The 25,928-nt window shown below is 31.9% G+C and carries 27 protein-coding genes; 4 read left to right on the plus strand and 23 right to left on the minus strand.

Going from position 1 to position 25,928, the window contains the following annotated elements; genetic code table 11:
• The 8 genes from AC5SLW_RS06085 to ffh are packed head-to-tail and all read right to left on the minus strand — an operon-like array spanning position 1 to position 8,054.
• A complete protein-coding gene (locus AC5SLW_RS06085; protein ID WP_018413623.1) occupies positions 1-1,764 on the minus strand; it encodes an acyl-CoA dehydrogenase C-terminal domain-containing protein in 1,764 nt (587 codons plus the stop codon).
• A gap of 26 nt (positions 1,765-1,790) precedes the next feature.
• Entirely contained in the window at positions 1,791-2,897 is a 1,107-nt protein-coding gene (leuB, locus tag AC5SLW_RS06090) for a 3-isopropylmalate dehydrogenase (protein WP_006997659.1), read from the minus strand.
• A complete protein-coding gene (leuD, locus tag AC5SLW_RS06095) occupies positions 2,884-3,495 on the minus strand; it encodes a 3-isopropylmalate dehydratase small subunit (RefSeq protein ID WP_011281572.1) in 612 nt (203 codons plus the stop codon). Before leuD ends, leuB begins: the two co-directional genes overlap by 14 nt.
• A 1-nt stretch (position 3,496) precedes the next feature.
• Positions 3,497-4,900, minus strand: a complete 1,404-nt coding sequence (gene leuC, locus AC5SLW_RS06100; RefSeq protein WP_006997657.1) for a 3-isopropylmalate dehydratase large subunit — start codon at positions 4,898-4,900, stop codon at positions 3,497-3,499.
• Positions 4,901-4,911: 11 nt separating this feature from the next.
• Positions 4,912-5,436: a 50S ribosomal protein L19 gene (gene rplS, locus AC5SLW_RS06105; protein WP_006997656.1), complete on the minus strand. Its 525-nt coding sequence runs from the start codon at positions 5,434-5,436 to the stop codon at positions 4,912-4,914.
• A gap of 16 nt (positions 5,437-5,452) precedes the next feature.
• Positions 5,453-6,139: a tRNA (guanosine(37)-N1)-methyltransferase TrmD gene (gene trmD / locus AC5SLW_RS06110; protein ID WP_006997655.1), complete on the minus strand. Its 687-nt coding sequence runs from the start codon at positions 6,137-6,139 to the stop codon at positions 5,453-5,455.
• An 8-nt stretch (positions 6,140-6,147) separates the two neighbouring features.
• Positions 6,148-6,681, minus strand: coding sequence for a 30S ribosomal protein S16 (gene rpsP / locus AC5SLW_RS06115; protein ID WP_494574981.1), 534 nt, complete (start codon positions 6,679-6,681; stop codon positions 6,148-6,150).
• A 14-nt stretch (positions 6,682-6,695) separates the two neighbouring features.
• Entirely contained in the window at positions 6,696-8,054 is a 1,359-nt protein-coding gene (ffh, locus tag AC5SLW_RS06120; RefSeq protein ID WP_006997653.1) for a signal recognition particle protein, read from the minus strand.
• Between the two features lie 159 nt (positions 8,055-8,213).
• Between ffh and dapF the strand changes: the two genes are divergently transcribed.
• Positions 8,214-9,038, plus strand: coding sequence for a diaminopimelate epimerase (dapF, locus tag AC5SLW_RS06125; protein ID WP_018413629.1), 825 nt, complete (start codon positions 8,214-8,216; stop codon positions 9,036-9,038).
• Positions 9,038-9,955, plus strand: coding sequence for a signal recognition particle-docking protein FtsY (gene ftsY / locus AC5SLW_RS06130; RefSeq protein WP_271616582.1), 918 nt, complete (start codon positions 9,038-9,040; stop codon positions 9,953-9,955). The genes dapF and ftsY overlap by 1 nt, the downstream gene beginning before the upstream one ends.
• Here ftsY and AC5SLW_RS06135 read toward each other — a convergent pair.
• The 8 genes from AC5SLW_RS06135 to AC5SLW_RS06170 all read right to left on the minus strand — a co-directional run bounded on the left by AC5SLW_RS06135 (position 9,948) and on the right by AC5SLW_RS06170 (position 17,091).
• Entirely contained in the window at positions 9,948-10,511 is a 564-nt protein-coding gene (locus tag AC5SLW_RS06135) for a hypothetical protein (protein ID WP_494574984.1), read from the minus strand. The two genes, ftsY and AC5SLW_RS06135, sit on opposite strands and share 8 nt — an antisense overlap.
• A 58-nt stretch (positions 10,512-10,569) precedes the next feature.
• The gene (locus AC5SLW_RS06140; RefSeq protein WP_011281578.1) at positions 10,570-11,463 is read right to left on the minus strand and encodes a DMT family transporter; all 894 of its coding nucleotides are present in this window, start codon (positions 11,461-11,463) and stop codon (positions 10,570-10,572) included.
• Positions 11,464-11,475: 12 nt separating this feature from the next.
• Positions 11,476-11,655, minus strand: coding sequence for a hypothetical protein (locus AC5SLW_RS06145; RefSeq protein ID WP_006997648.1), 180 nt, complete (start codon positions 11,653-11,655; stop codon positions 11,476-11,478).
• Positions 11,645-12,982: an amidase gene (locus AC5SLW_RS06150; protein ID WP_006997647.1), complete on the minus strand. Its 1,338-nt coding sequence runs from the start codon at positions 12,980-12,982 to the stop codon at positions 11,645-11,647. The genes AC5SLW_RS06145 and AC5SLW_RS06150 overlap by 11 nt, the downstream gene beginning before the upstream one ends.
• A gap of 10 nt (positions 12,983-12,992) precedes the next feature.
• Positions 12,993-14,354, minus strand: a complete 1,362-nt coding sequence (locus AC5SLW_RS06155; RefSeq protein ID WP_006997646.1) for a TRAP transporter large permease — start codon at positions 14,352-14,354, stop codon at positions 12,993-12,995.
• Positions 14,344-14,928, minus strand: coding sequence for a TRAP transporter small permease subunit (locus tag AC5SLW_RS06160; protein WP_011281580.1), 585 nt, complete (start codon positions 14,926-14,928; stop codon positions 14,344-14,346). Before AC5SLW_RS06160 ends, AC5SLW_RS06155 begins: the two co-directional genes overlap by 11 nt.
• Before the next feature lie 91 nt (positions 14,929-15,019).
• Positions 15,020-16,180, minus strand: coding sequence for a TRAP transporter substrate-binding protein (locus AC5SLW_RS06165; protein ID WP_006997644.1), 1,161 nt, complete (start codon positions 16,178-16,180; stop codon positions 15,020-15,022).
• Between the two features lie 164 nt (positions 16,181-16,344).
• Positions 16,345-17,091 carry a DUF4198 domain-containing protein gene (locus tag AC5SLW_RS06170; RefSeq protein ID WP_494574987.1) on the minus strand — a complete coding sequence of 249 codons (747 nt, stop codon included), beginning with the start codon at positions 17,089-17,091 and terminating at the stop codon, positions 16,345-16,347.
• Between the two features lie 55 nt (positions 17,092-17,146).
• Between AC5SLW_RS06170 and AC5SLW_RS06175 the strand changes: the two genes are divergently transcribed.
• Both AC5SLW_RS06175 and AC5SLW_RS06180 read left to right on the plus strand, forming a co-directional pair.
• Entirely contained in the window at positions 17,147-18,265 is a 1,119-nt protein-coding gene (locus tag AC5SLW_RS06175; protein ID WP_018413635.1) for a HupE/UreJ family protein, read from the plus strand.
• An 11-nt stretch (positions 18,266-18,276) separates the two neighbouring features.
• On the plus strand, positions 18,277-18,666 hold the full coding sequence (locus AC5SLW_RS06180; protein ID WP_494573995.1) for a hypothetical protein: 390 nt from the start codon (positions 18,277-18,279) through the stop codon (positions 18,664-18,666).
• A gap of 9 nt (positions 18,667-18,675) precedes the next feature.
• Here the strand turns inward: AC5SLW_RS06180 and AC5SLW_RS06185 are convergent, their stop codons facing one another.
• The 7 genes from AC5SLW_RS06185 to AC5SLW_RS06215 all read right to left on the minus strand — a co-directional run bounded on the left by AC5SLW_RS06185 (position 18,676) and on the right by AC5SLW_RS06215 (position 25,928).
• Positions 18,676-19,053 carry a c-type cytochrome gene (locus tag AC5SLW_RS06185; protein WP_018413637.1) on the minus strand — a complete coding sequence of 126 codons (378 nt, stop codon included), beginning with the start codon at positions 19,051-19,053 and terminating at the stop codon, positions 18,676-18,678.
• An 8-nt stretch (positions 19,054-19,061) separates the two neighbouring features.
• Positions 19,062-19,457 (minus strand): hypothetical protein, encoded by a 396-nt coding sequence (locus AC5SLW_RS06190; RefSeq protein WP_006997639.1) that lies wholly within the window; start codon positions 19,455-19,457, stop codon positions 19,062-19,064.
• A 70-nt stretch (positions 19,458-19,527) separates the two neighbouring features.
• Complete coding sequence (locus AC5SLW_RS06195; protein ID WP_494574989.1) at positions 19,528-20,814, minus strand: PQQ-dependent sugar dehydrogenase; 1,287 nt, start codon at positions 20,812-20,814, stop codon at positions 19,528-19,530.
• Between the two features lie 132 nt (positions 20,815-20,946).
• On the minus strand, positions 20,947-21,900 hold the full coding sequence (locus tag AC5SLW_RS06200; protein ID WP_494574991.1) for a 2-hydroxyacid dehydrogenase: 954 nt from the start codon (positions 21,898-21,900) through the stop codon (positions 20,947-20,949).
• Between the two features lie 2 nt (positions 21,901-21,902).
• Positions 21,903-23,198 (minus strand): glycolate oxidase subunit GlcF, encoded by a 1,296-nt coding sequence (gene glcF, locus AC5SLW_RS06205; RefSeq protein WP_494574993.1) that lies wholly within the window; start codon positions 23,196-23,198, stop codon positions 21,903-21,905.
• Positions 23,198-24,466 (minus strand): FAD-binding protein, encoded by a 1,269-nt coding sequence (locus AC5SLW_RS06210; RefSeq protein ID WP_006997635.1) that lies wholly within the window; start codon positions 24,464-24,466, stop codon positions 23,198-23,200. The genes glcF and AC5SLW_RS06210 overlap by 1 nt, the downstream gene beginning before the upstream one ends.
• Positions 24,432-25,928, minus strand: a complete 1,497-nt coding sequence (locus AC5SLW_RS06215; protein WP_011281593.1) for an FAD-linked oxidase C-terminal domain-containing protein — start codon at positions 25,926-25,928, stop codon at positions 24,432-24,434. The genes AC5SLW_RS06210 and AC5SLW_RS06215 overlap by 35 nt, the downstream gene beginning before the upstream one ends.

Below are 25,928 nucleotides of genomic sequence, written 5' to 3' on the forward strand. Positions count from 1 at the left end.
TTAACTAAATTTAAAATTCATTATATAGTCACTTCCTGATGTGGCTGTTTTAAAATGACTTTCGGCTCTTGGTAAAACTCTTTTAAAATAAAAATTTGCAGTCTGTATTTTATCTTCATAAAAGTCTTTGTTTTGTTCATAATCTTTAAAACTTACCTCTAAAACTTTTATCCACGCATGTGCTATGGACACAAACCCCAATGCTTTTAAATAGTCATTGCATGCTGCGCTTGCATCGTCTTTTGAGTTTTGCACTTTTTCTTTAATCCAATCAGTAAAAGTAGATAATACCTCTAGATGTGTTTTTAATTCTTTTATAAAAGGTTTTAATTTTTCATTTTCAGTACTGCAATCATTCTTGATCAGTTCCAAATATTTGTCAATTATATCACCATTTTTATTTACCAATTTTCTAAAAACTAAATCAGCTGCTTGGATAGAATTTGTTCCTTCATAAATTGGGGTGATTCTATTATCTCTATACAACTGTTCTATACCTTGATCTTTCGTATAGCCATAACCACCATGAACCTGCATAGCCTCACTGGTTATTTCCATTCCCATATCACTAAACATCGTTTTAACCACAGGTGTCATTAACGACACAAGATCTGAAGCTTCTTGTTTAATTTTTTCATCTGGGTGATAAAGGCTAACTTCTGTTTGTTGAGACAGCCAAAAACATAAAGCTCTTTCGCCTTCAATAATAGATTTCATATTAAGCAAAGATTTTCTAATATCTGCATGTTCAATTATAAAATCTGCTCCATTAGTTGATTTTGTATTATTTGTTTTTCCTTGTTTTCGTTCTTTTGCGTAACTCAAAGAGTTTTGATAGGCAATTTCAGAAATCCCCAAGCCTTGGATTCCTACAACAATTCTCTCTAAATTCATCATAGTAAACATTGCGTTTAAGCCTTTATTCTTCAATCCGATCATATAACCAGTTGCATCATCAAAATTTAATACACATGTAGCAGAACCTTTGATTCCCATTTTACTTTCTATAGACCCTGTAGAAACTCCATTTCTAGCTCCAATAGATCCATCTTCATTTACTAAAAATTTAGGTACTAAGAATAAACTTATTCCTTTTGTGCCTGCTGGTGAGTCAGCTGCTCTTGCAATAACTAAGTGGATAATATTTTCAGTTAAATCTTGATCACCTGATGTAATAAAAATTTTCTGTCCACTTAACTTAAAAGTTCCATCAGATTGTTCAATAGCTTTAGTTTTTAGAAGACCTAAATCAGTTCCACAAACTGGTTCAGTAAGGCACATCGTACCACTCCATTTTCCTTCAACCATTTTTGGAAGGTATTTTTCTTTTATTTCATCTGTAGCGTGATGAGAAATACAATTATATGCACCAATACTTAACTCACTATAAAGTTTAAATGATAAACTTGCAGATGATAACATTTCGTCAAAAAAAGCACTTACTGTTTTTGGCATTCCTTGTCCTCCATATTTTGGATCACAAGAAAGTGAAGTCCAACCATCTTCTATATATTTAGAATAAGCTTCTTTGTAGCCTGGCGGTGTTCTAACCACACCATTCTCTAGAACTGTTGGATTTTCATCACCTGATTTTGCTAATGGTAATATTAAGTTTTGATTAATCTTGGCTGCTTCTTCTAAAATATCTTTTACTAATTCTGAATTAACCTCTTTATACTTTTCCAGATCATTATAATTTTTATTATTTCTTAATTTATCAAAAAGAAACATCATGTCCTCGACTGGAGCAGTATAATTTGGCATTCCAGAACTCTAGAATAATTATTTAATTATTGCAATTTTGAAATGATTGCATCACCCATAGCTGATGTTGATACTTCTTTTTTTCCCTGAGAAAGAATATCTTTTGTTCTAAGACCATCATTTAAGACATCTTGCACAGCTTTTTCTAAAGCATCAGCTTCACTATCTAAATCTAAAGAGTATCTTAAAGCCATTGCAAAACTTAAAATTGAGGCTATTGGGTTTGCAATTTCTTTTCCAGCAATATCCGGTGCAGAACCATGAATAGGCTCATACATAGCTCTCATTTCTCCATCTTTATTTTTTGCACCTAAAGAAGCAGATGGTAATAAACCTAGAGATCCCGTTAACATTGAGGCTTGATCGGAAAGCATGTCTCCAAATAAATTGTCCGTAACAATTACATCAAACTGCTTTGGGTTTTTTAATAATTGCATTGCACAATTATCAGCAAGCATATGACTTAATTCTACATCTTTATATTCTTTGTCGTGTAGTTCTTGAACTTCTTCTTTCCAAAGTTGTCCTGCTTCCATTACATTTGACTTTTCACATGAAGTAACTCTATTTGATCTCTTTCTTGCTAAATCAAAAGCTACTTTTGCAACTCTAACTATTTCGCTAGTTGTGTAGGAATGGGTATTAATCCCTTTTCTTTCACCATTTTCTATCGGCTTAATTCCTCTTGGTTCACCAAAATAAATTCCACCTGTTAATTCTCTAACTATCATAATATCTAATCCAGACACGATTTCTGGTTTTAAGGTTGAGGCATCAACTAATTGTTCAAAACAAATTGCAGGTCTTAAATTTGCAAATAGTTTTAATTCTTTTCTTAATTTTAATAAGGCTCTTTCAGGCTTTTTTGAAAACTCTAAGTTATCCCATTTTGGTCCACCAACTGCACCTAACATAACAAATTCACTTTCTAGAGCTTTGTAAAAAACTTCATCCGTGATTGGTGTCCCATGCTTGTCATAAGAACAACCTCCAGCTAAATCTTCATCAATTTCAAAATCTAGAGATTTATTTGAATTCAACCATAAAATAACTTTTTTAACTTCTTGAATAACCTCGGGTCCAATACCATCGCCTGGTAAAAGTAAAATTTTTCTTTTTTTAATTTTTATCATTAAATATCCATGGTTTATTATTCTTTAGATTTTCTTCAAAAGTTATAATTTTTTCTTTTTTGGCTAACGATAGTGCAATATCATCAAGTCCTTCTAACAAACATTTTTTCTTAAAAGGATCAATATCAAACTTGATTTCACTATTTCCAAAAATTATTTTTTCTTCATTTAAGTCTATTGAAATTTCTTCTTTTCTTTTTGAATACTCTGATAATTCTTTTATTTTTTCTTCTGGCAGAGTAATTGGTAAAATTCCATTTTTGAAACAGTTGCTGTAAAAAATATCGGCATAACTAGAGCTTATCACACATGTTATTCCAAAATCTAGCAGTGCCCAAGGTGCATGTTCTCTTGATGAGCCACAGCCAAAATTTTTTCCTGCGATTAATATTTTTGATTGATTGTGAGGTTTTTGATTTAGAATAAAATCTTTAATTTCATTTCCATTATCATCGTATCTCATTTCAAAAAATAAGTTTTTTCCTAACCCTGTTCTTTTAATCGTTTTAAGAAATTGTTTTGGAATAATCATATCTGTATCAATATTTACTATTGGTAAATATGCTGGGATACTAGTAAGTGAATTAAATTTTTGCATTTTAGTTTTGATACTTTCTAACATCATCTAAGTTTCCAGAAATTGCAGCTGCAGCTGCCATTCCAGGACTTACTAAATGTGTTCTTCCACCTCTACCTTGTCTTCCTTCAAAGTTTCTGTTTGAAGTTGAGGCGCATCTTTCTCCTGGTTTTAATTTATCAGCATTCATGGCAAGACACATAGAACAGCCAGGCTCTCTCCATTCAAAACCTGAAGCTATAAATATTTTATCTAAACCTTCCTGCTCTGCTTGTTCTTTAACCAAACCTGAGCCCGGAACAACCATTGCCTGAACATGGGACGCTTTCTTTTTATCTTTTAATATTTTGGCAGCTTCCCTTAAATCTTCAATTCTACCATTTGTACAACTTCCTATGAAAACCTTATCAATCTTAATATCTGTAGCTAGTGTATCAGCTTTTAAGCCCATATAATTTAATGATCTTTCTAAAGAGTTCTTTTTATCTTCATCCTGTTCATTTTTAGGATTTGGAACTTTGCCATCTATAGTGATTACATCTTGTGGAGAGGTTCCCCAAGTAATCATCGGTAAAATATCTTCTGCAACTAAGTTGATTTCTTTATCAAATTTAGCTCCATCATCAGTTTTTAAACTTTCCCAATATTTCATAGCCTTATCCCAATTTTCATTTTTTGGAGACATCGGTTTACCCTTTAAATATTCAAATATTTTTTCATCAGGAGCAATTAACCCTGCTCTTGCTCCTCCTTCAATAGTCATATTGCAAATAGTCATTCGTTGCTCTACGCTTAAAGATGAAATTAGACTGCCGGCATACTCAATAACTGATCCTGTTCCTCCCGCAGTTCCAATCTGTCCTATAATTTGCAAGATTACATCTTTAGAGGTAACTCCAATAGGAAGTTTTCCGTTAACATTGATTCTAAAATTTTTTGCTTTTTTTTGTACTAATGTTTGCGTTGCTAGAACATGTTCTACTTCTGAGGTCCCAATTCCAAATGCCAAAGCACCAAATGCACCATGTGTTGCTGTGTGGCTATCTCCACAAACAATTACTGTACCAGGTTGTGTAAAACCTTGTTCTGGACCAATTATGTGAACAATTCCTTGTCTCTTGTCATTCATTCCTAAATATTGAACTCCAAATTCCTTACAATTGCTTTCTAAGGTATCTACTTGAATTTTAGACTCTGCATCCGCTATTCCTTTAGATCTATCAGTAGTTGGAACATTATGGTCTGCAACTGCTAGTGTTAAGCCAGGTTGTCTAACTTTTCTATTAGAGTTTCTTAATCCTTCAAAAGCTTGTGGGCTTGTTACTTCATGTACTAAATGTCGATCAACAAATAATAGTGCTGTACCATCATCTTGTTGATCTACTAAATGATCATTCCAAATTTTATCGTAAAGAGTTAAAGGCATTGAAAAAAAAATTATTTTTTTTCTTCTGATTTTTCTATTTTTGGTTCTGCTTGAACTTCTGCTTGTTTTACAGGTTCTGCTTGAACTTCTGCTTGTTTTACAGGTTCTGCAGCTACTGGTGCTAAAGTTTCTTCTGTTACCATTTCTGGTTTAACATCAACTTCTATACCAATTTTTTTTCTAATTTTTTCTGCAATTCTAGCTGATTTACCTGTTCTGTCTCTTAGGTAATATAATTTTGCTCTTCTAACTTTACCATGACGGATAACTGTAATTGTATCTATAACAGTACCATATAGCGGAAATGTTCTTTCAACACCTTCACCAAATGAAATTTTTCTAACTGTGAATGAAGAATTTATATCTCTGTTTTTTCTAGCTATACACACACCTTCAAAATATTGAATTCTATCTTTTTTACCCTCTGTAATTCTAACACCAACTTTTATTACATCTCCTGGAAAAAAATCTGGGATTTTCTTCTCAGATAGTATTTTTTTAACGTTTAGTTGATTTATTTCTTCAATTGTTTTCATATTAGTATTTATCAAATTAATTTTTCTTATATTTTTCCCATAAATCTGGTCTTCGGACGCGTGTTATAGCCTCTGATTGTGATAAACGCCAGTCTTTAATTTTGTTGTGATCTCCTGATAATAGCACTTCTGGAACGCTTTTTTCCTCCCAAATTTGAGGTTTTGTGTATTGAGGATACTCCAAAAGTCCGTTCTCAAAACTCTCATCATGCTTTGATTGTTCATTTCCTAAGACACCTGGAAGCAATCTTAGAACACTATCTAGTACAACAAATGCTGCTGTTTCACCTCCAGATAAAATAAAATCTCCTATGCTAAGTTCTTCTATATTCCTTGTAGATAACAACCTTTCATCAACACCTTCAAAATGACCACAAATTAAACTAATAGATTTTTCTTTAGACAGTTCTAGTGCTAATTTCTGATCAAGCTTTTTTCCTTTTGGTGATAAATAAAAAATTCTTTCTCCTTCTTTTTTATTTTCATCAAGAGATTTTGCTAAAATGTCAGCTTTCAACAGCATTCCAGATCCACCTCCAAAAGGGGTGTCGTCTACTGTTTTATGTTTGTCCTCAGCAGCCTCTCTAAAATTTACAACTTTTAAATCCCAAATTTTATTTGTTAAAGCTTTTCCATATAGCCCTTTATTTAAAGGGCCAGGAAAAAAATCAGGATAGAGTGTGAATATCTGAGCTTGCCACATGAATCCAACTATTTAGCTTCTTCCTTTGGAGCTTCTGCTGCTGGTGCTGCTTCTGCTTTAGGAGCTTCTTCCTTTGGAGCTTCTGCTGCTGGTGCTGCTTCTGCTTTAGGAGCTTCTTCCTTTGGAGCTTCTGCTGCTGGTGCTGCTTCTGCTTTAGGAGCTTCTTCCTTTGGAGCTTCTGCTGCTGGTGCTGCTTCTGCTTTAGGAGCTGCTGCTGGTGCTGCTTCGTCTCCTTCTTTTTTTCTTTCTTTTTTAGGAATAGCTTTACTTGGATTACTACCGTTTGCAGGTATTGCTATAATACCATTTTCACCTAAAATTCTTGCAACTCTAGTAGTTGGTTGAGCACCTTGACCTAACCAATATTTAATTCTTTCTGCTTCTAGTCCTACTCTTTCTTTTTTATCTTTTGGTAAAAGTGGATTAAAGAATCCTACCTTCTCAATAAATCTTCCATCTCTTGCACGACGACTGTCAGCTATAACTACTTTATATACTGGTCTTTTCTTTGTTCCACCTCTTGATAGTCTTATTTTTATCATTTTTTTTCCTTTTTTTATTTAAGTTGATTTAGTAGCTCTGGAGGTATTCCTTTATCAGACATACCCTTCAGGTTTCCTTTTGACATCTTCTTCATCATTTCAGACATCATTTTAAATTGCTTAAGCAATTTATTGATAGTGGCCGCATCTGTTCCAGAGCCATTAGCAATTCTTTTTTTCCTAGAACCATCTATGATTTTAGGATTCCCTCTTTCTTTTTTGGTCATAGACAAAATTATTGCTTCGTTTTTAGTAATAATACTTTCATCAATTCCCGCAGCATCCATCTGTGACTTCATCTTTGAAACACCTGGCATAAATGACATTATTCCTTCTATACCACCCATTTTTTTCATTTGTCTTAGTTGGGATAGATAGTCCTCCATAGAAAATTGTCCTTTTTTCAAATTTTCTTCAGCTTTTTTTAAATTTTCTTCACCAAGATCTTCTGCTGCTTTTTCTACAAGGGAAACAATATCTCCCATTCCTAGTATTCTATTTGCTATTCTATCTGGATGAAAAACTTCTAAGTTTTCTATTTTTTCTCCTACCCCTAAAAACTTAATTGGCACTTGAGAAACATATTTCATACTAAGAGCTGCACCACCTCTTGCATCACCATCGGCTCTAGTTAAAACAATACCTGTTAAGTTTACCGTATTTTTAAATTCTTTTGCAACTTCTGCAGCAACTTGCCCTGTTAAAGAATCTGCAACTAAAAATGTTTCAGTTGGATTGATTATATTCTCTATTTGTTTAATTTCGCTCATCATCTGAAGGTCAATTTGAGTTCTACCAGCTGTGTCAAACAATATAATTTCTGCTCCATTTAAGCTTGCAGCACTAACTGCTCTTCTACAAATGTCTGCTGGTAATTGTCCTTCAATTATAGGAAGTGTTAAAATATTATTTTGTTCTCCTAAAGACCTTAATTGTTCTTGGGCAGCAGGCCTGTAAACATCAAGGCTAACCATCATTATCTTTTTCTTTTTATTTTTTTCTAAGTATTTGGCTAATTTTGCTGTTGTTGTAGTTTTACCAGAACCTTGAAGACCAACTAGCATCATTGGAACTGGCGGAACTGCATTTAAATTAATATCTGTGTTGCTTTCGCCTAAAAGGCTTACTAGTTCATCATAAACAATTTTAACAACCATATCTCCTGGTGAAGTTGATCTGATTATCTCTTGACCTAATACTTTAGGTTTAACTTTTGTTATAAAATCTTTAGCTACATCTAAAGAGACATCAGCTTCTAAGAGGGCCTGCCTAATAGCCCTTAAACCCTCATCTACTTGCTTTTCGTCAAGTGAAGGTGCTTTTTTTAAAGAAGAAAAAATTTCTTCGAATTTATTTGTTAAGTTTTCAAACATATTTATTACGCACAGCAGTTTCGCACTAGTGGGCGAATATCGCTGACTAGTGTTGATCTCTTTGTTTCCAAAGACACCACAAATTTAACGTTTTTGTGGAAACGAAATCAACCTATAATAGAGGTTCAAAAAGTCAATAAATAAGTTAAATATCTGTATATGGATATTAAAGCATTTAAAATGGATGGTTTAGGCAATGATTTTGTAATTATTGATCAAAGAAGCCAAGATTTTAATTTAGATAAAGATCAAATAATTAAGATATGTGATCGTAGTTTTATTGGATGCGATCAACTCATCCTAATTAAGAAAAATAAAGAAATAGATGCAAATGTAGAATTTTTTAATTCAGATGGAAGCATATCTGGTGCTTGTGGAAATGGCACTAGGTGTGTGGCAGATCTTCTATCAAAAGAAAGTGGTAAAAAAGAAATAACGCTCTTAACAACTTCTGGCTCACTAAAATCAAAAATTTTAGGAAATAATTTAGTCGAGACTGAAATTGGTATACCAAAAGTTAATTGGCAAGAAATTCCATTAAGTAAGCAGCTAGATACTCAAGACTTAAAAATTGAAATTATAGATAGAAATACTACCAAACATATTGGTGGAATAGCCATAAATGTTGGCAATCCGCACATAATTTTTTTTGTAGATGATATTGAAGCATTTGACTTAAAAAATATTGGTCCGAAAATTGAAAATCATCCTCTATTTCCTGAAAAATGTAATGTGACCCTGGCCAAAGTTATAAATAGAAATTTAATAAAAGTAAAAGTTTGGGAAAGAGGAGCTGGACTTACCAAGGCTTGTGGGACGGCAGCTTGTGCAACAGCTGTTGCAGCTAACATTAATAATCTGGTAGAAAAAACTACAGATATAGAGTTTGCATTAGGTAGTTTAACAATTTCTATTGATGAAAGAAATAGCATTCATATGAAAGGACCTGTGTCTGATATTAAAAATATCAACATTAAGTTGTAATGGGAATTTTTGATAAATTTAAAATTGGTTTTAAGAAAAGTGCTTCTACATTTACATCTGGTTTAAGAGATATAATTGTAAAAAAAGAAATAGATGACAAAACATTAGATCAAATTGAAGAATATTTGATTCAATCAGATGTTGGTCTTGTTGCAGCTGAAGAAATTAAAAAAATTATTGCTCAAGAAAAAATTGACCCCAAAAAAGATATTATGAATGAGGTAAACTTGATTCTTAGAAACTATATAGTTACTTTAATGAAACCTTTGGAAAATGAGAATTTTTTTAATAAAAAAGAAAAACTTAATGCAGTCCTAGTATCGGGAGTTAACGGGGTTGGAAAAACAACAACTATTGGAAAAGTTGGTAAAATTTTAAAATCTAATGGTAATAAAGTTATGTTTTCTGCCTGTGATACGTTTAGAGCAGCTGCTATAGAACAATTAGAAAGTTGGGCTAATAAAATTGATGTGCAAATTACAAAATCTACTCAAGGATCCGACCCGGCATCAGTTGCCTACAAGGCAATAGAAGAGGCATTAAAGAACGATTTTAACCATGTTTTGATCGATACGGCAGGGAGATTACAAAATAAAAAAAATTTAATGGAAGAATACAAAAAAATTGCCCATGTAACAAAAAAAATAGATCCAGATGCTCCTCACGATGTAATCCTAGTGCTTGACGCAACCTCTGGCCAAAATGTTATCAGTCAAGTTGAAGAGTTTAACAAAATTATACCTCTTACTGGTTTGATAATGACAAAATTAGATGGTACTGCAAAAGGAGGAATTTTATTAGCCCTTGCTAAAAAATATAAGCTTCCAATAATTGCTCTTGGACTTGGTGAAAAAGAGGATGATTTACAAATTTTTAATGCAGAAAAATTTGCAGAAGCATTTACTCAAATTAATTGATTAAATTATTCGAAATTAAAGGTTTATAATAATTACATTTATAATTTTCTTTTAATTGTGAGTGACCACAGTTTTTTGCGATCGATGAAATTATAAATTCAAATTTTCCACTAGAAGGATATTGATTTAACTTTTTATTAGTAATATCGAATTGAAAATTTTTATTAATATTCTTAATAGCACTAATCATAACTAATGTATTATTATCTTTTAATAAATAATAAGCAAAATCTTCAGGGAACACTGGAAAATCATACTCTTCTAAAAAAAATTTAGCCTTTGAAGGAAACCACTCGTATGAAATTAGAGGAAGTGAAGTTTTTGTTTTATAGTTATACATATAAAGATCCTGAGGAAAATCAGTTATATAATTAGATTCTTCCCCTCGTGCTAAAATAGGTTTTTCTCTAGTTTTAAAATAAAGACTAAAATTTTCATCATGTGAATTCATCTGACCTATATGAAAAAAATTATCCGCAGAATAATCTTTTTCATCCGCATAAGTAAAATTAGCTACAAAGATTATAATAAATAAAGTCCTAACAATTTTTTTCATACTTATTGTATAAATATGAAATTTGTAAATTATTTGTTTAGATTGTGGCTTAATTTATTTAAACTTTTCTCTTAACTATATATACCCCGCCAAAAACAAGGGCTGTCCCTATGTAATGATAATACTCGAGCTGCTCATTAAAGAATAAAACTCCATAAATGGCACTATAAACTGTAAAAATGTAAAGAGTAAAACCAGTTATAGATGCCCCAAGTTTTTTTTGCGCCATTGTGTACAAGGTAAAAGCTATAATTCCCGGTGAAATAGCTGCAAATAAAACCCACATAAAAAAATCAGAATTAAATACAGTTCTTACAAAAAAAGCCTCTTCGATTAGATAAAATGGGAGCAAGCTAACCACTCCAAAAAATGCAATCAAAGTAAATCTATCAAAAATTTTTAGATTAGTTTTCCAATAAAATAGATAGATAGAATAAAGAGCCCAACCTATTGCAGAAGCTAGCATCCAGAGGTCGCCAATTGTGAATTTAAGACTAATTAATAAAGATAAATCACCTTTAATAATAATGGCAAAAACACCTATTAAACATGAAACTAGTCCAATAATTCTAAGAAGATTTATTTTTTCCTTAAAAAATAAACTTGAGATTATGATTATAAAAATTGGAGAAGAGGAATATATAATTCCCATGTTGGTAACAGTTGTTGTTTGACCAGCTAAAAATGGAAAAGCTCCACAAACTCCACAACCCATCGATCCAATGAAAAATATTCTTTTATATTCTTGTTTTACAAACTTAAAATTTTTTTTTAAAGAACTGTAGGTAAATGGTAGTAATATTAAAAAAACTGCAGTCCATCTCCAAAAAGCTAAAGATATTGGAGGAACGTACTCAACCCCACCTCTTGCAACGATTAAGTTGCTAGCCATAAAAATTGGCTGAATAAATAATAATAAAAAAGGTAAATAGCTATTTTTAGAATTATTCACTTAAAGGAAGATTTAATTCTTATCGAAAAAAGCTTCGTAGAACATCATATAAATTGCTACTGCCATTAAAATATATACTGGTAATATATCCCAAAATCCTATCATTGAAGATCTAGTTAAAGTTGTTGCAAGACCTATAAGAAATAATGTTGCAAGGCCTGATCCTAATAGAGTTGTTATTTTATTTAGCATATTTTTTACAATTTTTTTCTAGCCAGTTGGCTACACCTAGAAATCTTAAATCATCTAGCTTGTCTCCAATTAACTGTATACCTAATGGTAAATTATTTTCTCCAACAAGTAAAGGTAATGAAATAGATGGTAGACCCATATAAGTCCAAATAGTACAAAATTCAGGGCTTCCAGTGCTCTTGAGACCCTTCGGTGCAACCCCTGCTGATGATGGAGTTAACACCCCATGGTAATCTTCAAAAACCTCTTTGTAAGACTCATAACTTCTCTTCATAAAATCTATCGCTTCAGCATATTCTTTGGCTGAGTACTTTAGGCCTCTTTCAATTGCACTGACCATTTCTTTAGAAAGATGTTTTTTTGATTTTTTATAATAACCTTGAAAATTATTTGCCATATCTGTTTCATGAATTATTTTATGATATTTTGGAATATCATCAAAATAAGAAGGGGTATCGAATACTTCAATATTTTTTTTAAAAGTTTTTATAAAGAACTCAAAAGATTTTTGAGATTCTTTATCAATATTTTTCCAGTTTTTTGTTTTATAAAAAATAAATTTTGGCTCATAAAGTGGTCCTTTTTTACAAACAGTTAACATTTCATCTGCCGCATAATGAATAGTTGATGGATCGTATAAATCTTTTTTTATTAATGATTTTGCAAATAGGGCAACATCTTCTACCGTTTTTCCAAATACACCGATGTGATCTAATTTATCAGATTGTCTCATCACTCCACTTCGTGAAATCAACCCATAAGAGGGCTTATAACCAACAACTCCACAGTAAGAAGCAGGTCTAATAATTGAGCCGTTAGTTTGTGATCCAATTGATAATGGTGCCATATGTGCTGCTATAACAGCCGCAGAGCCACTTGATGATCCTCCAGGTGTTCTTGAATTATCATGTGGGTTAGTAGTTTTGCCTGGGTGAAAATATGCAAGTTCAGTAGTTACAGTCTTTCCCATTACTATTGCCCCCTCAATCTTAAGTAGATTAACAACTTCAGAATCTTGTGAGCTTGGCATTTTTTTTCTGACAGGAGAACCACATTCAGTAGGCATTTCAAAAGTACCTATTATATCTTTAACTGCTATTGGTAGACCGTGCAAAGACCCAAGAGGTTTTCCTGATTTTCTATACTCATCTGCTTCAGCAGCTTTTTCTAAAAGCTTTTTTTTATCAAAATATTCCCACGCCTTTACATCTTTTTCAAATTTTTCAATTCTCTCAATATATTGATTACAAACCTCTACTGAAGAAATCTGACCCGATTTTAAGTGCTCAACTAATTTATTAGTTGTTAGAGTAAATATATTTAACATTTTAAATTATTTAGTTTGCAAATAACGTTTCTGGTAGCCACAAAGCAATACCTGGAAACATATACATAAGAAACATAGCAAATATTACTATTCCTAAGAAAGGCATAATTCCGGCAAATATTTCCATCAATTCAACATTTTTCTTTTGAACGCCCTTTAAGTAATAAGCGGACATAGCCATGGGAGGTGTTAAAAATGATGTTTGTAAATTTAGAGCGATTAACATTGCAAAGAAATATGGATTAACATCAAACACCTCAAGTAAGGGTAAAAATATTGGAACAAATATAATTAGAATTTCAGTCCATTCTAATGGCCATCCTAAAAGAAAAATTATTACTTGAGTAATAATTAAAAATTGCCAAGTTGATATTTCAATTGATGTAAAAAAATGTTCAAAAATTTCATGACCACCTAGATAAGAAAATACAGACGAAAAAGTCCAAGAACCAATGAATAACCACATAATCATCGCTGTAGTTTTTGCTGTTAGAAAAACAGATTCTTTAAAACTTTGCCATTTAAGTGTTTTGTAAAACCAAGATAACAATATAGCACCAAATGCTCCTGCTGCTGCTGCCTCTGCTGGCGTTGCTATACCTGCTAAGATTGTTCCAAGAACTAACATAATTAATCCAAAAAGAGGAACAAAAGAAACTAATACTTCTTTTAAAATTTCAGCTCGTGGCGGAATATCTTCTGCTCTTGGCTTAGGTGCAATTGATGGTTGGAGCCAAGCTCTACCTACTGCATAAGCTATATAAAGTCCTGCAAGTAAAAGTCCTGGAAAAATTGCTGCAGCAAATAATCTCAAAGGAGATAACTGAGCTATTACTGAATAAACAATTAACATGATACTAGGTGGAATTAAAATACCCAAACATCCACCCGCACAAATTACTCCTGAAGCAAATTTTTTATCATATCCTGCTTTAACCATTGCAGGCCAAGCAAGTAGACCCATTAGGGTTACAACGGCACCAATAATTCCTGTGGCTGTAGAAAATAAAGTACATGTTATTAGAGCAGCTACTGCCATTGAAGCTGGCAATCTGTGAGCTGCAAGTCTTATTGCAAAAAATAATTTTGATACAATTCCAGCTCTTTCAACTAGATACCCCATAAATAGAAATAGTGGGACGGCGGTGAGCACGTTATTATCCATAACGGTATAAGTATTTTTTACAAATAAAGAAAATATCCTATTATCAAATATGTGATCCATTAAAGCAGGATCGTAATAAGCATAATATCCAAAACCTATTCCCATTGCCATCAAGGTGAAGGCAATTGGAAAACCTAATAGCACCGCAAATAAAAATATCCCCATCATGAAGATGGCAACTTCTGGATTTGTTAAACTAAATAACATCTTTTTGATCCTCGTCCTGCGCTGTTCTCATTAAAATTTGTTCTGTTTCTTCTGCAACAACCATTCTTGCTGGCCAATGTCCAGTTTTAATACAAATAATTGCTCTAAATACTTCGGCTATTCCCTGAATAACTAAAAATACTCCCGCAGCTGGTATTAAGGATTTTACCATATAAATATTAATTTGTGCTGGGCTACTCCAACTAGTTTCTTTTATCTTCCAAGCAAGTGCAGCATATTCATAGCCATAAAATGCTAAAGACACGACACCAGGAAAAAAGAAAATAAAATAAAGTACTAAATCAATATAGCCTTGTGTTCTTGGTTTAAATAATCTGTAAATTACATCTCCTCTAACATGAGATTCGGTTGCTAAACAATAAGCACCTGACATCATTAATATTGCACCATACATCTGCATGCTAAAGTCAAAATTCCAAAGTGTTGGCTTATTAAATACATAGGCCATCATAACTTCATAACAAGTTCCACCCATCAAAATAACTATACACCAAGAAAAAGCCTTACCTATCGAAGTGCTTAACGTGTCAGCTAATTTTATGTAGGCTCTCATCATGATTTGAATAGGATACTCTAATTTTGTTAAAAACTGTACTATAAAAAAAGGGGGCCGAAACCCCCTTCTTAAATTATTAAAAAGTTAATTAGATTTTAACTTTTCCAATTGGTCCAAACTCATTTTCATAAGCTAGTTTGTAATTAGGCTGATTCATCAGCAAGTACTTCATTACTTTCTTAGCGTATGCTTTTTGAGAGTCTACCACTTTTTTGAAGAATGCATCTTTTCCAGAGAATTCTCCAACAACTTTATCCCAACCTTTTAACTGTTCAGCTAAAATAGCATCAGATGTTTGGTAAACGTTAACCTTATGTGTGTTCATCAAATCAGCTAAACTGTCAGAATATCTAACAAGTGCTTTGAAGTAGTTATCTGAGTTAGCAGCATAAGCAGCGTTCTTCAAGATAGCTTGATGAGCAGGTGAAAGGCTGTTCAGTCTCTTCGTGTTCATAGGAATTTCAAACATCTCTTGAGATTGGTGGAAACTTCCTAAGTGATAGTGTTTAGAGACATCTTGCATTCCAAACTGTGAGTCTGATGTTGGGTTGTTAAACTCAGCAGCATCGATCAAACCAGTTTTCATTGCTGGTTGGATTTCACCACCTGGTAATTGTCTTACGACCATCCCCATAGCAGTTAAAACGTTAGTCGCTAGACCAACTGTTCTATACTTCATACCTTTAACATCAGATACTTTAGTTACATTCTTTTTGAACCAACCAAAAGGTTGTGCTGGCATAGGCATATGAAAGAATCCAGTGTAGTTATATCCAACACTAGCTACTGCTTCTTCATATAATTTTCTTCCTCCACCATACTCCATCCATCCCATAACTTCTTGAGATGACATTCCGTATGAAGGACCAGTTCCAAAAAGTGAAGCTGCAGCGTTTTTACCGTACCAATACGCAGTCACCCAGTGACCCATATCAACGATTCCATCGCTTACCGCCGCTCCGATTTCTGAAGTTTTAACAATTGCGTTTACAGGCTGAAGATCAATTTTAAGTGATCCACCTGACATATCGCTAACCATGTTACAGTAGTCTTGCGCCATTTCAAAAAAGATGTTTGCGCCTGAAGGCCAAGCAGCTTGCATCTTTAATACAGTAGCGTGAGATCCTGCAGTTGCAATATTTGGCATTGCAACAGTTGCTGCAGCTACAGCACCAGCTTTAGCAGCAGTCTTAAAGAACTTACGTCTTGAAGAAGTTGAATTCTTCAATGATTTTTTTTCTTTAATCATTATTTTTCTCTCCTTGTTATTTATATTAGTTAATTAACTAGTATGATTTTAAGCACAAAATAAAATTAGAGTCTAATGAATAGTGTTTAGTTTTTTTGAAAAAACACTTGTTATATAAGGCTAATTCAATGATACGACTATTATAACTACAACTTAAAATTGCATTATTTTTTAAATGTTAAGCTTGCCCACAAGCTAAACCAGTCTGATTTATATTTTAGTTTTTCTATATAATTTGCTTTGTCCAACTTAACTGCACTCAATAAATAGGTTCTATTTTCAAAAATCCTTATTTTTCCTACTCCATTTGGGTTTGTTTTTACAATTTCCTTGTAGCTATTTTCCTCATCTCTACTGAAGATAGTAATTTGCCAGTTTTCTAGAGGGTTGCCCTTTTCAAATAGTTGAAACTCAAATATCTCCTCCTTTAAGTTATATGGTGAAGTTAAAGCAATAATCTCAAAGTCTAATTTTGGCTTTTGAATAAAAAAACTTTTATTACCATTTGTCATTAATGCTTTTGCAAATCTTCGATAACTCTCTGTGGGCAGCTTATTTTTATCAAATTTGTTTAAAGTGCTTTCAAAATTTTGCTCTTTTAAGAAATCTTCAAACTTTTCAATAGACTCATATTTTAAGAATTCATAATTTGTTTCATAATTTAAAATATGAAAACCTTTATCTAAAATTAGTGTTTGGATAGCTGGAAAATTTCCATCTCTCTGAGGTAAATTTATTACTTTATTTTTATTTTCCAAATATAAGCTTTTTTTATTTGGTTCATAATAGCCAAACGGAGAACCTATAAAATTTTGGCCTATATTAATATGTATCTTCGATACTTCCTTATTGTTAAATTTAAAGTTAACTGGCTCAAGCCATAATTCATGTGCGTATGAATTAAATTTCAAAAAAGTAATAAATAATAAGACTGCAAAAAAATAAAAAATCTGCTTTAATAAGTTAATGTTTTTTAAGATATTTATATTTTTATTATTTTTCATACAATCATCTTATGCTCATGAATTGCGTCCAGCAATTGCAAATCTCAATATTTATGAAGAAGACAATATCACAAATGCCACTTTATCAATCCGATTAAATCTTGAGGCTATTATTGCAGAAGTAGACATAAATCACTCGAATACGAAAGAATCTAAACAATCTGATAAATATGAAAGCTTAAGAAATATGAGTGCAGTTGAGTTGCTTGAAAAATTTAATTCTAAAATAAAAAACCTTCAAAACAAAATTTATTTAATATCAACTAACTCTAATTATAACTTAGTTCTACTGAATATAGATATACCTGGGGTTGGAAATACCAACGTTGCTAGGGATACTATTGTTGATTTTGATATTCAAAATATAAAGGATGAAGACTTAAAATTTTTTTGGGACAAAAATTTAGGATCAATTATTTTACGAGTTAATTCTCCTAATAATGAAGATTTATATTCAAAACTAATCGCGACTGGTAAAAAATCAGACTGGTTTAACCCTAAAAATAAAAAAGAAGTAGATTTTTTTGATAATATCAGATCATACACTCATTTAGGGTTTAAACACATAATACCCAAAGGTTTAGATCATATCTTGTTTGTATTAGCCTTATTTTTGTTAACACCCAAAATAAAACCTTTACTGCTACAGGTATCAATATTTACATTGGCTCATACAATTACTTTATTTTTAGGTGTATTAAATTTAATTAAAATTCCATCTGTTATTGTGGAGCCTATTATAGCTTTATCTATTTGTTTTATTGCTATTGAAAATTTATTTACTGAAAATATAAAAAAAACGAGACCTTATATAATTTTTATTTTTGGATTACTTCATGGTTTGGGTTTTGCTGGTATTCTAAATGAAATTGGAATTTCAGATGGATTATTTATTTCAAGTCTAATTTCTTTTAATGTGGGTGTTGAACTTGGGCAAATTAGTGTAATTTTTTTATCTTATGTTTTTATAGCATTGTTGTTCCAAAAAAGATTATGGTATCGTAATAAAGTTACAAGACCTCTTTCATTAATTATTGCATCCATTGGTCTTTATTGGTTTATTCAAAGATTATTCTTTTAAATAAAATTGATATGAAATATTTTTTTATATTGTTTATACTTTTTTTACCTTTTAATTCTTTTACAGAAGAAAAAAAACTAGAACATTTTTGTAAAATGGACACTAAATTTTATGAGACAGACAAAAATGAATGGAGCCAAAAAACTATAGACTATGATTTTTATATTTCAAATAATGATGAGATTAAAATTTTTGATAAAGAGGTAAAAAGATATCTTTTTTCTTTAGAAATTATCCTGAATAATGAAAAAGCTTTAGTTGGTCATTTTTTAAATGAAAAGATGATTAATACTTTTACGTTTAATAAAATTACTCGTTATGCAAAATATTCTAATACTTATTATAATAAACAAGGTGGTGGACAAATAGGTGTTGGTGTATGTTTTCCAAAAACAGTTTAATTGCTTAACTTAATTCGGTTCTGATAATTCTATCTCTGGATCAAATACTTTAACTTTTATTCTTGAATACCATTCTGAAACATTTTCAATATCTTCGTCTGATAGCATCTGAGCTATCATGGTCATTTGAGGATGTTGTAATTTTGCAGACTTATAATTTTTAAGCTTTATTTTTAGATAATCTCTTTCTTGTGCATATATATTTGGTACTGCACCAGAATTTCCACCAGATTCGGCTTTACCACTCACACCATGACAACCAGAACAAATATTTTGGGCAATTTCTTTACCAGCTTTAAGTGTTTCCGTTAAATTAACTTCTGCAGCTAATTGAGGGGTACTCAAAAGTGATAAAGAAAATATAGCTAATATAATTAATTTCTTCATACTCTTTATTAATTCATCCGAGTATGGCTAATAATTTTAATAGCTTCTACAAGTTTTGCTTCACCATCCCTTAATTTTCCAGCATCACAAAGGGCTTTACCTTCATCTTTAAGGGCATTTATTTTTGTTAAACTTGAATCTGTATACTGATACTGTTTTTTTCCATAAGGTCTTTCAGATTCTTTCCAAATAGACTTTTGATAATATTTACACAGATAATCAGGAGCGTTTAATGATGCCTGATATTCTTTTTCAGTAATACATTTACTTCTTACAATTTTATATTCTCCATCCTTTGTCCAAGTACCAAAACCTGTGCATACTTTTTTTTCATCTGTATTTGCAAAGCTTACTCCCGTGCAAATTGCTAAAAATGATATAATTATTAAAATTTTTTTGATCATAATTGTTTCCTTTAAATTTTTGTTTAAAAAAAAGGACCGGAGATTAAGCCGGTCCCTAATTTATATTTTATTAACCTTCGTATTTGATTCTGTATACTACTCCAGCTTTATCATCTGACACTAGTATAGAGCCATCAAAGTATTGTTGAACATCAACTGGTCTACCTAAGTAAGTGCCCATTTCAGTCATCCAACCATCAGCAAAAGGTTCTGTCTTTTTAGCATTGCCTTTTGAGTCTAGATAAGTAACCATAACTCTAGCACCTCTAGGTTTTACAGCATTCCATGAACCATGTTGTGCACTAAAAATTGCATTATGGTATTTTTTTGGAAACTGTTTTCCAGTATAAAACATCATTCCTAAGTCAGCAGCATGTGCAACCATCTCAACTTGAGGCTTAACATATCTATCAGCATCTTTTTTTGGAATTGTTTGTCCTTTATACTCATTGGTTCTAACTTCTCCACCACCGGTATAAGGGTGACCATACCACATGCCCATTTTAGGCATTTTATTTAGTTCACCTGGAGGTGTTTCATCTCCCATACCGTCAACTTGGTTATCAGTAAACCATAAAGATCCATCTTTAGGATTAAAAGCATGCCCAACTGAGTTTCTTATTCCAGTTGCTACAACTTTTCTATCAAGGTCTCCTGGGAAACGATTAAAGCTAATCATTCCACCAATTCCAACTTCTTGATATAGATCCAATTTGTCTGCTGGAGCTACGTTGTGAGGCTGACCTAAACTAACATAAAGTTTATTGTCTGCTTTATTAACAGCACAAACTCTAGCCGTGTGGTTATATGATTCCTCCTCAACTGGTATCAAATTACCTTGATCAATAATCGGTACAGCTACAGTGTCAGGACTTTCCATAAAATATTCAGCAGCTGGGAACCATAAAACTCTGTTTCTTTCTGCTACATACAAATGGCCATCATCACTAAAACAAACACCATTGGGGATATCAAACTTAACTGTTGGAGCAAACTGCTCTACAGTATCTGCAATATCATCCATGTCTCTATCGGTTGCTTGCCAAACCTTATCTTTTCTTGTTCCAATCCATACTGTTGTTTTGTTTCTTGCAACAGCCATGTGTCTTGCATCAGGTACTATAGCAAACACACTAATTGAAAACCCAGCAGGCAAATTAATATTTGGCAAAATGTTTTTTTTAACATTTGCAGCAAATTTAGTATCCTGTGGAATTACAATTGCTTGTGTAGCGTCGCCTGATTTATACATACTACTTAACTTTTTAATTGTTGCCTCATCACCAGCAGCAAATACAGAAGTAGCAATTGAGCTTACGAACAAAAAAGTACTTAATGTTGAAAGTATTTTTTTCATTTTCTTCTCTCCTCTATTGTTAATTATTCAATGATCAAGCTTCTCTCAAAACAGAACAAATGTGAATAGGTAAAATTTATATTAATTCCTATAAACGTTATAAAAAATAATAACTTTCAATTCCAAGTTGTATTAATTAACTTTATTTTTGCAATTTCCTGTTTTGAAAAACTCATCAATATTGTCTATAGCTAGATTAGCCATAGCAATTCTTGTGTGCTTAGTGGCACTTCCAAGGTGAGGCAAAATAAAAACACTTTTAATCTTCAGATAGCCTGAATTTAAATTTGGTTCACCTTTATAAACATCAAGTCCTGCTGCATAGATTTTTCTTCTATTTAATGCATCTATTAAAGCTTCATCTTCAACAATGTCTCCACGAGCTACATTTGTTATAACCGCACCTGTTGGAAAATATTCTAATGTTTCTTTATTAATTAAATTTTCTGTTTCTTTTGTTGCGGGGCAACAAATTGACAATACATCTGAAACTCCAAAAAGACTTTTAATGCTATCATGATAAATGGCACCTTGTTCTTTTTCGTCACTTAATTTTGATCTGTTGTGATAGTGAATAATCATTCCTAAAGATTTTGCAATTTTTGCAATCTTTTGACCTATTCTCCCCATTCCTAAAATTCCAAGCCTCGTACCAGTTAACTGTTTTCCAATCAAGTAATCTGCAGACCACTTCCAGCTACTTTCTTTTGCAGCTTGAATACCCTCTGGAACTCTTCTACATGCTCCAAGAATTAATAAAATTCCAATCTCTGCAGTAGCATCAGATAAAACCTCTGGTGTATTAGTTACGGCTATTCCTCTTTTTTTAGCTGCCTCTAAATCAATGTTTCCAAAACCAACTGCAAAATTAGAAATTACCTTAATACTATCTGGTAATTTACTTATAGTCTCTTCATCCATCTTATCAGTTAAAGAAGTTAAGATTGCATCATGGCCTTCACTTAATTCAATAAGTTTTGACTGAGAATATAATTCATCATTACCATTAAGCTTTGCATCAAATGTTTTAGAAGCTTTTTCCTCAGATTCTTTTAATAGTCTTCGTGTAATTATAATTTTTTTCATAGTTAATTCTTTTGTAATATTTTTGGTTTTGGACCACCAGTATACCAATCTAATATCTCAATGGTATGTAAAATTGGAGTTTTGGTTCCATTAGAAATTTGGGTAATACAACCTATATTTCCAGTTGAAATAAAATCTGGTTTCAAACTTTCAATATTTTTTACTTTTTTACTTAATAATTCTTTAGCAATTTCAGTTTGCAAAATATTATAAGTGCCAGCAGACCCACAACAGATATGTCCTTCTGGAATTTCCATAATTTCATTATTTGTTTTTGAAAGTAATGACATGGGTTGACTGTGTACTTTTTGTCCATGTTGCATTGAACATGCAGAATGATAAGCAATTTTATATTTCTTGTCTTTTGTTTTAAAGTTTAATTTTAAATTAGTATCTAAATATTCAGAAACGTCTTTTGTTAAATCAGAAATCACTTTTGCTTTCTTTTTCATTTCTTCATCATCTTTAAAAATGAAACCATAGTCTTTCATGGTCGTTCCACAGCCAGAAGTATTTGATAAAATAGCGTCTAAATTTCCTTTTTGATGTTCGTCATACCAAGTATTAATATTATTTCTAAAATCTTGGTGCGCGTCATCTTCTTTTCCCAAATGATGATTTAATGATCCACAACATCTGATCTTTTTAGGCACAACTACTTCAACTCCATGTCTATTTAAAAGTCTGATTGTTGCCTCATTAATTTGAGGAGAAATTTCTTTTTGAACACATCCAGTTAAAAGAGCAACTCTTGCAATTTTATTTTTACCAGTTGCGGAATAAATTTCTTTTTGTTTTATGGTTTTTTTTGGAAAACTTGTCGGCATCAAATTCATCATATCTTTTATTTTTAATGGCATTAAAAATTTAAAAGGTTTAGCTAATTTAACCATATAACTTGCTAATCTGAAGTATCCTGTATTTGGTAACACTACTGATAAAAAATTTCTAATTGTTCTATCAAAAAAAGATCTTTCATAGTTTTTTTCAATATATTTTTTACCATGATCAATGATGTGCATGTAATTCACTCCAGCAGGACAAGTGGTCATGCAGCTATAGCAAGATAAACATCTATCTATATGTTTTACAGTTTTTGCTGTTGGCTTTTTTTGATTTTCCAACATATCTTTAATCAAATAAATTCTTCCTCGCGGTCCATCTAATTCGTCACCAAATATTTGATGGGTTGGACAAGTTGCATTACAAAAACCACAATGAACACACTTTTTAAAAATTTTTTCTGTTGCAGCGTTGTCACTGTCTTTTAATTGTTTTTCAGTAAAGTTTGTTTGCATTAAATTCCTCTATACATTTTTCCAGGATTAAAAATTCTTTTAGGGTCAAAACTTTTTTTGATCTTTTCTGATATTAAAAGTCTTGTATCATCTACTGTAAAAATTGTTTCTTCGTAATCATATTCATCCGATGTCTTTATGATAGTTAAATAACCACCTAATTCCTTGGTTAATTTTTTAATATCGCTAACCTTAGAGTTCTTCTTTGATTGAACCTCTATCCAATATAATGAGCCACACCAATCAATGTAATATTTATACTTATTACCTAAGAATTGCATCAACTTAGGGCCTTTCGAAGGAGGCACTACTACTCTTAAAAGGTTATTCTTTGTTGATTTGAATATTTCAAGATTATTTATTTTTTTCCAAAATGGTGTTGATTGATGAACATCTAAAACTGTTGTATTCAGCTTACTAAGCTCCAGTTCATTTGTTAAAGCTTTTAATTTTTCATCTATTGAAATTTTATCTCCTTCTATTCTTAGCGCTAAAAATGAACCTTTGTATTTTAAGTCATTAAATTTAAAGACCATCTCTTTGTTTTGGTCATAATTTTCATCTTTGGGTTCTTCAGGAATATAAACAGCTCCAGAGACTTCGCTGCTTGAACTAGATATCTTATCAAATAAATTTTTAACTAATTTTTTATCATCAGTATGTATAGTAATTGTATTAGATAATTTTTTTTTAGGTAGAACCTTCAATGTTATTTCAGTTAAAGCAACTAAAGTTCCAAAAGATCCTGTTACTAGTTTTGATAGATCATAACCTGTAACATTTTTTACAACTGTCCCACCTGATTTAATTATATCTCCTTTACCATTCACACCTCTAAAACCTAATATGTGATCTCTTAAACTTCCTACTTTAAATCTTCGAGAGCCAGCAAAGTTACAAGCTAAATGGCCTGCTATGGTGCCCTTATTTGATTTTCCATTTTCAATAAATCCAAAATCAATAGGCTCAAAAGCAAGTTCTTGATTGTTTTTTTCTAACTCCTTTTCAACTAACTCTAATGGCGTGTTAGCTTTAACCTTAATATATAGTTCTTCAGGCAAATACTCAATTACACCTGACAACTTAGACATAGATAGTTTTTTTGCAGATTGAATGTTGTTACCAATAAAATTTTTTGAACCTGTGCCAATTATTTCTGTTGGTTGGTTTTTTTTGTAAAGTTCCTGAACTAGATTTGAAACTTGCAGCTCATCTTCTGGATAATAAGTATTATTAGAATCTTGGAAGATCTGGGAATTTTTCTTCATTTCTGTGGACATGTACCCTTCCTTCCTCTGCACATTTTCTTAATATTGGATAAACTTTTCCTGGGTTTAGTAAATTTTTTTCATCCAGTGATTTTTTAATATCTAATTGTTGTTGAATATCTGTATTATTAAACATCTCACACATTAGTTCTCTTTTTTCTACTCCTACCCCATGTTCTCCAGTGATCACTCCCCCTAATCTAACGCACGTCTTTAGTATCTCGGCTCCAAATTCCTCTGTTTTTCGCAGTTGTTCTTTATCACTTCCATCAAACATTATTAATGGATGTAAATTTCCATCTCCTGCATGAAAACAATTTGCTACAGGTAATTTGTATTTTTCAGAAAGTCTTTTTATTTCAAGTAAAGCTTCCGCAAGTTTTCCTCTTGGTATGGACCCGTCCATACAATAATAATCTGGTGCCATAGCTCCACATGCTGGAAATGCTGCTTTTCTACCTGCCCAAAATGATAGTCTTTCTTTTTCATTTTTACTTAATTTTAAACTTGAGCAATTATTTTTTTCACAAATACTTCTCACCTGTTTTAATAATTCATCTACCTCAGATTCGGTTCCATCTAATTCTACAATTAATAAAAGTTCCGCATCTCTTGGATATCCTGCTTTACTAAAATTATCTGTTGCCTCTATCAAAGCTTTATCCATTATTTCCATACCTGCTGGAACAATTCCACTTGAAATTATTTCCGATGCTGCATTTCCACCTTCTTCAATTGTTGGAAAGCCTATTAGCGCTGCTTTAACTACTTGAGGGTTTTTTAAAATTTTTACTGTCACTTCAGTAATTACTCCTAATAATCCTTCTGAACCACAAATTAATCCCATTAGATCATACCCTTCTTGATCAAGAGTTTTTCCACCAACTCTACAAACTGTTCCATCCATCATTACCATTTCAACACCTAAAATATTATTAGTTGTCGTTCCATATTTTAGAGAATGAACGCCTCCAGAATTTTCAGCAACATTGCCCCCTATTGAGCATGCAAGTTGACTTGATGGGTCTGGTGCGTAGTAAAAATTTTTATGTTGTACGGCATGTGTTATTCCTAAATTTGTTACACCAGGTTGGGTTACTACACATTTATTTTCAAAATCAATTTCTATAATTTTGTTAAATTTTCCAAGACTTAATAAAATTGCATCATTTAAAGGTAGAGCTCCCCCTGAAAGACCAGTGCCAGCACCTCTTGGTACAACTTTAATATTTTCTTTGTGACAAAACTTTAAAATGTTACTTACTTCTTCAGTGTTTTCTGGCATCACAACAGCGAGTGGTGTTTGTGTATAAGCTGCTAATGCATCAGTTTCATATGGTTTAATATCATCTGCATGACTTAAAACATTTTCTGGATTGATAATTTTTGCAAGATTTTTAAAAATATATTCTTTTTTATTGATCGTTGCTTTGTCAATCTTTGGCAGAACTAATTCACTCAT

It is taken from the genome of Candidatus Pelagibacter sp. PS_40 (assembly GCF_059417765.1).